The sequence below is a fragment of the Candidatus Zixiibacteriota bacterium genome (assembly GCA_040752595.1).
Classification (GTDB): domain Bacteria; phylum Zixibacteria; class MSB-5A5; order WJJR01; family WJJR01; genus JACQFV01.
This window is the reverse complement of record JBFMGX010000030.1, coordinates 49,120-57,909: the sequence shown is the minus strand read 5'-3', so window position 1 is coordinate 57,909 and position 8,790 is coordinate 49,120. Positions and strand designations below refer to the sequence as shown.

The 8,790-nt window shown below is 59.8% G+C and carries 6 protein-coding genes; 5 read left to right on the top strand and 1 reads right to left on the bottom strand.

All coding sequences use genetic code 11. The annotated features are described in order from the left end of the window. Positions 1–236: 236 nt before the first annotated feature. A complete protein-coding gene (locus tag AB1792_08350; GenBank protein ID MEW5702224.1) occupies positions 237–2,192 on the bottom strand; it encodes a class I tRNA ligase family protein in 1,956 nt (651 codons plus the stop codon). A 968-nt stretch (positions 2,193–3,160) separates the two neighbouring features. On the opposite strand from AB1792_08350, the gene AB1792_08345 reads away from it, so the two are divergent. The 5 genes from AB1792_08345 (at position 3,161) to AB1792_08325 (ending at position 8,722) form a co-directional block, all read left to right on the top strand. Further along, positions 3,161–4,411 carry a hypothetical protein gene (locus tag AB1792_08345; GenBank protein MEW5702223.1) on the top strand — a complete coding sequence of 417 codons (1,251 nt, stop codon included), beginning with the start codon at positions 3,161–3,163 and terminating at the stop codon, positions 4,409–4,411. An 18-nt stretch (positions 4,412–4,429) separates the two neighbouring features. Continuing rightward, entirely contained in the window at positions 4,430–5,752 is a 1,323-nt protein-coding gene (locus tag AB1792_08340; GenBank protein MEW5702222.1) for a replication-associated recombination protein A, read from the top strand. A 380-nt stretch (positions 5,753–6,132) separates the two neighbouring features. Beyond that, on the top strand, positions 6,133–6,627 hold the full coding sequence (locus AB1792_08335) for a polymer-forming cytoskeletal protein (protein MEW5702221.1): 495 nt from the start codon (positions 6,133–6,135) through the stop codon (positions 6,625–6,627). A 150-nt stretch (positions 6,628–6,777) separates the two neighbouring features. Further along, complete coding sequence (locus tag AB1792_08330; protein ID MEW5702220.1) at positions 6,778–7,464, top strand: hypothetical protein; 687 nt, start codon at positions 6,778–6,780, stop codon at positions 7,462–7,464. A 259-nt stretch (positions 7,465–7,723) separates the two neighbouring features. Next, a complete protein-coding gene (locus AB1792_08325; protein ID MEW5702219.1) occupies positions 7,724–8,722 on the top strand; it encodes a MoxR family ATPase in 999 nt (332 codons plus the stop codon). Positions 8,723–8,790: the final 68 nt, after the last annotated feature.

The window sequence follows — 8,790 nt, the reverse complement described above, 5'->3', positions numbered from 1 at the left end:
CTTGTTCATCGAATGGCTCCTCCTTTCGGGGTTTCTCGAACTCGGCTAAGCTCAAGAAACCACACGGGTTGGAGCCGTTCAACTTTCAATCGCCCCAGGCGATTTCAACTAAGAATGGGATACCGCCTCAGCGGGAGCTTCGCCCTCCCATTGCTCGTTCGTAACGTCGGAATGCGCTCTCTGTGTTAGAGGCTCTAATGGGGAGCCCTGTGTAACCGCAAGGTACGCGGGGGGTGTCATTGTTCGTTGCGTTGCGACTTGTACTGGCTGACCTGCGACGGGTGTTTCTCAAAGAAATCAAAGTGCGGCGGCAGGACCTTGAAGTCATGCTTCGCGATGTCGTCCACAAAAGCCTCCACCGGATCGAAAACCCGGTCCCACGACCAGAGTTCTTCGCCGACCCTAAAGCACTCACGGATCAACTCGGTGCCGCGAGGGGCGATCGGATGCACCAGTACGGCCGCGATGCGCACATAATAGAACAGATCCGTGATGGCCTGGGGATCGATACGGCCCGCGATATCCGCCTTTGAGCTCCTGGCCCAGAATTTCGAAATTTCACGAATGAACTTGTCTAGCGTCACCATGACCTGCTGAAACTGATGGGCGTGCATCTGTCGTTCGTATGTCAGCACGGCCTGTTTCGACACACGCAGCGCCTCCTCGGTTGGCTTGAGTGCGGGAAGGCGCCCGCCGAACTCCCTCTGGAGCGTGTAGAAACACGACCTGATACAGCGATTAAACACGTTGCTGAGTAGATTCCCCTCGACCAGCACCGGATCGGCATCCTGCTGTCTGGCATCGGGGTCAAAGGCCTTCGGACGGAAGCTCACGCCCTGCTTTCCGAGTCCGAGACCGAAGAAGTGCGCCCGCAATTGATCCGATGTGTAATGATCCAGCAGTTCAGTGGCAGCGGGGGGCTTTATCGGGCCGCTGCTGCTGATCTTCTTGTTGAGGAACTGCACGTGCTTATTGACGACCAGGGTCGGCAACTGCATTGTTCCTTCCGGGGGAGGAAACACCGGTTGTTCGCCCTGCAAACCCAGGAACATGGCCATTTCCGCCGGGCCATAGAAGTAGACGTTGTCCTCGCCGATGAACTGAACGACGGTCGCGTCCTTGGCACACCACCAATCCTCCCACGTGGGAGGGTTCGCTGTCCCGGTGTTGCCGCAATGAGCCGTAAATGATATCGGAGCGAACAGCGACTCCGGCCATACCCAGAACGTCCGTTCCAGTTCGTCTTCCAGGACCGGTGCCGGCAGGCCCCATTCTTGATTGCCTGTCAATCGAAACGGCACCAGTGTCTTGCCCGTCCGGAAACGGATACCGGCTGCGACCAGGGCCGCGCACGCCCGCTCCCGTTCTTCCAGACTCTCGAACACCAAACCCACAGACTGACTCTTACTGCTTCGCTCGGAGTAACCGTGAATCGATCCCAGAGTTTCATGGACCGATTCCAACTCATCTTTCTTGACAAACACAACCGGCGGCTCAAGAAACTCCCGGATGGATTTGGCGGCAAATGGACGCCCCTGTGAGCTTTCTTCTATTTTGCCCACCCAATTCTCGAGCAGCGCTCTGAATTTGGGAACATCCACGTACCAGTTGCGAACCTGCTTAAGGACCGGCACCGATCCGGAGAGCGTGCTTCTGGGGTCGATGAGATCCTGCGGTTCGTATTGGTGGCCCAACGCGCACTCGTCGGCATACCCCTTTTCGGAGGCGCAACCATCGATCGGACAGATGCCTTCCACCTGGCGGCCATTGAGGTACATCGAAGTCACGGAATCATAAAATTGCTGTCCCGTTCTCTGGGCCAGATGCCCGGCCTGGTACAGCATTCTCATCAGATGCCCACACAATTCCTGATGTGTTCGGGCGGGACCGTCGAGGGCCGAAGCGGCGAACAAATCCAGCGAGATGTCAAAGGCGGATAGCGATCTCTTCTGCAGCTCGTGGTTGTCGCGCACGAACTGCTCAATGTCGCCGGTGAATCCCTGCTCCGAGACAGCGATCCGAAATGCCTCGACGATGGAAGAACCGTAGCAGTCCGTACCGGAGACAAAGAGTACATTCTCTTTTCCGATCCGGTCACGCAGGAATCGAGCAAAGATATCCGCATGCACAAAGACTCCGCCGATATGGCCGAAGTGGAGGTCTTTGTTACCATAGGGCATGCCCGCGGTCACGATCGAGCGACGCGGAAAGGCCGGCCGAACATCATGGCCTATTCGCTGGTCGGGAGCAGGGGGACTCATTTCGTCTCTTATTTTCCAGGACTGCCGGCAGTGAAATCGCTTCTATCGTACAGAAGATGGGTGCATGTGCCAGTCATCGCAACGTGTACTTCAGATGGCGGATTCTCAGACCCGTGCGGAAACACGCCCAAGCGATGGCAACATCATGCGAGTCGCTGTGGGTGAACGACTTAGCAGCAGAGAATCGGGAAGGCCGCTGTCCAAAGCCCGTCGGCACATGGTCATTGCAATCGACCTCGATGCAGAGCTTGATCTGGTGGGATGCTGAACAACGCATGGAAGTGATCGTTTGCGCCCAATTGTCATCCCGAGCGGAGCGAGGGATCTGCTGTTTTCCCTATGAAAGGAAAGCAGATTCCTCGCCCCGCCAAAGAGCGGCGGGACTCGGAATGACAATGGTTGCTTTTCTCCAGCAACCTGGTAGAGTATCTCTAAGAGGCCGCATCTGGCTTCGGTCGGTGAGTCGGGTTGGGATGGTTTGCTTGTGGCCGGTTTGTACCAAAACAGAGTTTATGCAGCGCAAGCCAACCATTACAAGACCAAAGAGAATGGAACCGCAACTGATTGGCTGATAGAGCGTTAACCACAAGACAGCGCGTAGGGTATGTGCTTCGCACGCGCCGCGCCGCAAGACGGTGCGTTAAGAGAACGCACCCTACGTAGGATGGAAATCAGGAAGACACCCGCCTGAGGCGGGTTGTCTGTCCGGCGCCACCCGAGGCGGGTGGCGCGCATACACCAATGAGGAATCGATGATGACTGGACTGCCACGTCCGATTCCCTCACCCCGACCCTCTCCCGAGGGGAGAGGGAGAATGATAACCTCTCCCTCCGGCGGAGTCCCGAACGGAGTGAGGGAGAGAGGTCGCCCGCCGGTAGGCGGGCGGGTGAGGGAGTGCATGCCTATCATACTGGCAATCTTGGTCATTGGCGCTCTTTCGCCGGCAGCATCCCACGCCTTCGAGCCGATGCCGCCGATCATGCGGACGCTCTTGGAGATTGTCCCGGAGAAGAACGGCTGGTTTGTCGATGAACCGCTTGTCGCGGTGCCGGGGACGCCGGATGAGGCCAGGCCGTTATTCGAGTGCTTCCGTGTCATTGTCCCCGATCTGGAATCGCTCGACAAGGCGATCGGGCGTCTGACCGCCAATGCCCCCAAGCTGCCGATCAAGAAGATCACGCGCTATGACCGCGAGCCGGGCGCGCCCGGACTGGCCGGATTCCGTGGCATCTGGTGCAAGACCGAGGATGAAGCGCTGGTCGGCTTCGCGATTGTCACGGTCAACCAGAACCGTTTCCTGCTCTGGGCCAAACAGGGATACTATCCCTCGTACGCCACAGACAGCATCAACGCCAAGGTCCGCGACCAGTACGCCCGCGATGTCTCGCGCTACCTGGCGGGCGTCGACGCCAAGGTCCCCGACAATGAAGCGCCGCAGGCAACCGGACGCATGCTGCCGGAGTGGATGGATTTGTATCCGCCGCCCCCAGACCACGCGCGATCCAAACCTGAAACGTACAACTTACGAGCTGTCGATTCAATCACGTCAATCATGGCTCGCGCCGCAGAGATTCGGGCTTGGGGATTCCAAGGAATCGAGGCCCTTGTCCCCACCGCTTCTACGCTCGCCTCGATAATTGACTCAGCGCCCGACACGCTCTGGCCGAACCGAGAGGCATATGCCATCCAGGATCAATTCAAGGGCTTCTTTGAGGGTCGATACGATGTGTCCGGCGTCCCTCGCCCTCTTGATCGGGAAACGTTCAATCTGCTGAAACGGGGACCGGGCTACAACTTCGTGATGGATCGCTACGGACGTGTCCGGTTCTGTGAATCAGACAACGAACAAGATGAGGCCAAGCCGTTTTCCCTGCATTTCCCCGGTGCATGGGTGCTGAGTACTGGGGCGTTTCAATTGGAGATGGTCCCGGATTGGGGATCAACGGATCCCAAACGAGTCGGAATGCTCGTGATCAACAGAAACCCATATTTCTGGTCACTCCATTCTCCATTGGCAGTGCCACCGGATTCCGCGGTGTGGCTGACCGAAGCGAATCTCAGATCACTGGGGCATTTCTTGCGCGTTCTTCGCCAAGAGCAGATTCCGTTTGAGGGACTGCTGATTCGGAAGTTCTGGACATTTTGGTAGAGCAAGTTCGACACCGCTATGGTAGCCCCCGATGCCGATCCCCACGAACCCCTCCCCGCCCGTTTGCGGCCGCGGACGTTGGATGAGTTTGTCGGGCAGACGCATCTTTTGGGTCCCGGCAAGCCGCTGCGGCGGGCGATAGAATCGGATCATATCGGCGCGATGATCTTCTGGGGGCCGCCCGGCTCCGGGAAGACGACATTGGCGCGGATCATCGCCAAGGTCACGCGCTCCGACTACATTCACTTCTCGGCGGTTCTCTCCGGCGTCAAGGAAGTACGCGCCGCCATCGAACGCGCCGAGAAGCGCAAGGCATTCGATGGCGGCCGGACGATCCTGTTCGTCGATGAGATTCACCGCTTCAACCGGGCGCAGCAGGATGCCTTCCTGCCCCATGTCGAATCGGGTGTGCTGATCCTGATCGGCGCGACGACCGAGAATCCGTCGTTTGAAGTCAACGCGGCGTTGCTCTCGCGCCTGACCGTGCATGTCCTGCAGCCGTTGTCCAATGACGAGTTGGTGACGGTCCTGCGTACGGCGCTGACCGATGTCGAGCGCGGCTTGGGATCGCAGCAATTGGAAGCGGCCGATGATGTGCTCACGCTGATGGCGGCATTGTCCAACGGCGATGCGCGACGGGCATTGACGCTTCTGGAAGTCGCCGCCGCCGATCTGCAACGCAAGGGGGAGCGGATCATCACCGCCGATCTGATCCGTGACATCGTCCAGCGCAAGACCGAGCTCTACGACAAGTCGGGCGAAGAGCACTACAACCTCATCTCGGCGCTGCACAAATCGCTGCGCGGCTCCGATCCCGATGCGGCGTTGTACTGGCTCTATCGCATGCTCGAAGGGGGAGAAGATCCGCTGTACCTGGCCCGACGCCTGGTACGCTTTGCCGCAGAAGATGTCGGTTTGGCTGATCCGCGGGCTTTGACAGTCGCCTTGGCGGCCAAGGATGCCTACCACTTCCTTGGCACGCCCGAAGGTGAGATCGCCCTCGCCGAGGCGGTGCTCTATCTGGCCATCGCGCCCAAGTCCAATGCCGTCTACAAGGCCGAGCTGGCGGTGCGCGCCACGATCAACGAGAATCCGTCGCTGCCGGTGCCGTTGTGGATTCGCAATGCCGTCACCCGGCTGATGCGCGATGAAGGGTACGCGCGGGGCTACATGTACCCGCACGACTATGATGACGCGCTGGTTGATCAGGAATACATGCCGGAGGGGTTGATCGGGAGACGGTTCTATCATCCGACCGACCGTGGCTGGGAGGAGCGGGTCAGGGAGCGATTGGAACAGATCGCCCGTGTGCGGCCGGGCCGAAAAGCAGACAAGAAATAGGCCGAAACCGCCGATGATATCATGGGTATGTTGTTGAGGGGGGGGAAAGCCCCCTGTCCGCCAAGCAGCCGTGTTCTTGAATGGGATCGGAAGTCAGTGAGCTACTGCCGAATATGGATGGAGCGATCCGGCGTCTAATGTCATCCCGAGCGGATCGAGGGATCCGCTGTTTCTCTTCCGCAGAAAAGCAGATCCTTCGCCCCGCCAGAGAGCGGCGGGACTCAGGACGACAGGGGTTGGGTTTCCAAACAACGTGTCGGGTGCCTCAATGACCGGGAATTTTGCGCTGGACGGGAAGGGGAATTCAACAATACCTTACGCGGGGCGCGATAGGCGGCAGGGTCGGGGATCGATCACCCTTTCCGCGCAAAGGAGAGGCCATGGCCATGTTCAAGTCGAAGGATGACGACGACGCCATGTTCGACGGAGGGACGGACCGTATGAACACGATTATCGGCAAGGACACAACGATCTCCGGCACGATCGAAGTGACCGGTACCCTTCGCGTGGATGGAGTCCTCAAGGGGGACGTGAATGTCTCCGACACGATCGCGGTCGGTCCGACCGGGACCGTCGAAGCGAACGTCAAGACCAAGAATGCCGTCGTCTCCGGCGCGGTCAAAGGGAACATCCACGCCACCGAGCGTGTCGAGCTGCAGGCCAAAGCCAACATCACCGGCGATCTGGTGACCAAGTCACTGGTGATCGAGCAGGGAGCGTTGTTCCACGGCAACTGCAACATGAAGCAGGCGGCCGCGGGTCCAACGCCGTCTATGGCTGTCGCGCAATCACGGGCCGAGGTGCCACGCCCGGAAGGGTTGCGTCTCTCCATCCCAACTAAAGCTCCCGTCGAGACGGTCGAAAAAACACGATAAGGGGCCGTCGGGCCGCCATTCTGTCGTACTAATGCGGCCGACTTTGCCCGCGGCGGCGTATCCCTTTGGGGTGTGCCGTGTTGGGGGGACGAGTGCTGCGGCCTGTACCTGCGGGGCCAGGCGATCCTGTACGGTGAAAGGGCCTGTCCTTTGTCATCCGATACCTTCCTGCCGATCTTCGGGATGGCGCTGTTCCTGGCCGGGATGGCGACGCTTTTGGTCCTCTTGGTACAGATCATACGCTTGGCGCGTCTCGGCCGACGGGAGAAACGGTATCGGTTGATCGGGTGGCAGTCCGACCTGCGGCGGATCGTGGCGGTCTGCGTCGCTCTGATGGGCATCCTGGGCGGGAATCTGATGTTCTGGCTCAATGGTGAGTTGCGCCTGTATACGCCCGTGTATCCCGGAGTTCCGCTCGGGATGGTTTCTGTCCTGAGAACCGGAGATCGCCTCCCGCGCCTTGTCTGTTCCACGACGGATCATGAAGGGCGGGCAGCATTCGAGGTCTTTCCGGTGCGCGACGCCAAATTCCAACTTCGCGGCGAACGCATTTGCTGGTCCCGCCAATTCGCGGCCCTCGGCATGCAGGATTTCTTCAAGGTCACGCAGATTCAGTTTCTGCCCGCGGGTGCGACAAGCGATGGGCCGTTCGGCAACAGGCCCACATTTTCGGTGAACGTCACCCAGGGATCGACGACGCTGTTTGCGCGTCTGCGCCAGTGGGATCGCTGGCTGCCGTTCGTCCGGGTCGATTCGCTGGTGACGGTCCCCTATGACGCCGCCCATGAGTACTCGGGCAGTTTGTTTCTCGATTCCGTGCAGCTCGTTCTGAAGTAGTTCCCACGGCACGATCGCGATCGAAGATCTCCTCCGGGCCGTCTGCGCCCGGCGGAACCATCGTGTCGCTGGGGCGTACCATCCACCACGCCCCGCAGACAGCACTTACGTTGACCGGCGGGACCCGTGCGCTGGCGGGCAAAGGAGTTGACCAGAGAGGGCGAAATAGTGAATACTAATTGATTACGCTCGACTCGATGCCTTGATCTCGTCGACAGCCGGGCCAACAACCACGCATAGACAGGAGTGCCATACTTCCATGCCATCCGATGACCTACAAGCCGTCGAACAGTTGAAGGCGGCACACCAGACGCTCAAGTCCGAGATCGCCAAAGTGATCGTTGGTCAGACCGAAGTGGTTGACCAACTGCTGATTGCCCTGTTATCCAATGGCCATTGCCTGTTGGTCGGAGTTCCCGGGCTGGCCAAGACGCTGTTGGTGTCGACCGTGGCGCGGGTGCTCGATCTGAAGTTCTCGCGCATTCAATTCACGCCCGATCTGATGCCGTCCGACATCACCGGGACCGAGATTCTCGAGGAGGACCACACCACCGGGAAGCGAATGTTCCGCTTCGTCAAGGGGCCGGTCTTCGCCAACATCGTCCTGGCCGATGAGATCAACCGCACCCCGCCCAAGACACAGGCGGCGCTGCTCCAGGCGATGCAGGAGCATGAAGTGACCGCCGGGGGCGAGACCTTCCGTCTCGATGAGCCGTTCTTCGTGCTCGCCACGCAGAACCCGATCGAACAGGAGGGAACCTATCCGCTGCCCGAGGCGCAGTTGGACCGCTTCATGTTCAACATCTACGTCGACTATCCCGGCGAGAACGAAGAACACCGTATCGTGGCGACCACAACGTCCGCCGCGGTCGCCGACCTCCAACAGGTGATGGACGCGGGGCGGATCAAGTCGCTCCAGCAGTTGGTGCGGCGCGTGCCGGTCGCCGACCATGTGATCAACTATGCCGTGGCGCTGGCGCGCGCGACCCGTCCCAAGGAGAATTCGCCGTTGCCGTACATCAAGGACTGGGTTTCGTGGGGCGCGGGACCGCGGGCGTCGCAGTATCTCGTGTTGGGCGCCAAGTGCCGGGCGATTCTCGGTGGCCGCCCGACCCCTTCAGTCGACGACATCCGCGCCGTGGCACGCCCCGTGCTGCGCCACCGCATCGTCACCTCGTTCAACGCCGAAGCCGACGGCGTGGGGACGATCGACATCGTCGAGAAGCTGCTGGGTGATGTGAAGGCGAAGGGGGATTGAATTGTGACTTATGCCGCTTGTGGGGACTTCGGTACCCCAAGCCGGATAGCCACAAGGACGCCACGTTG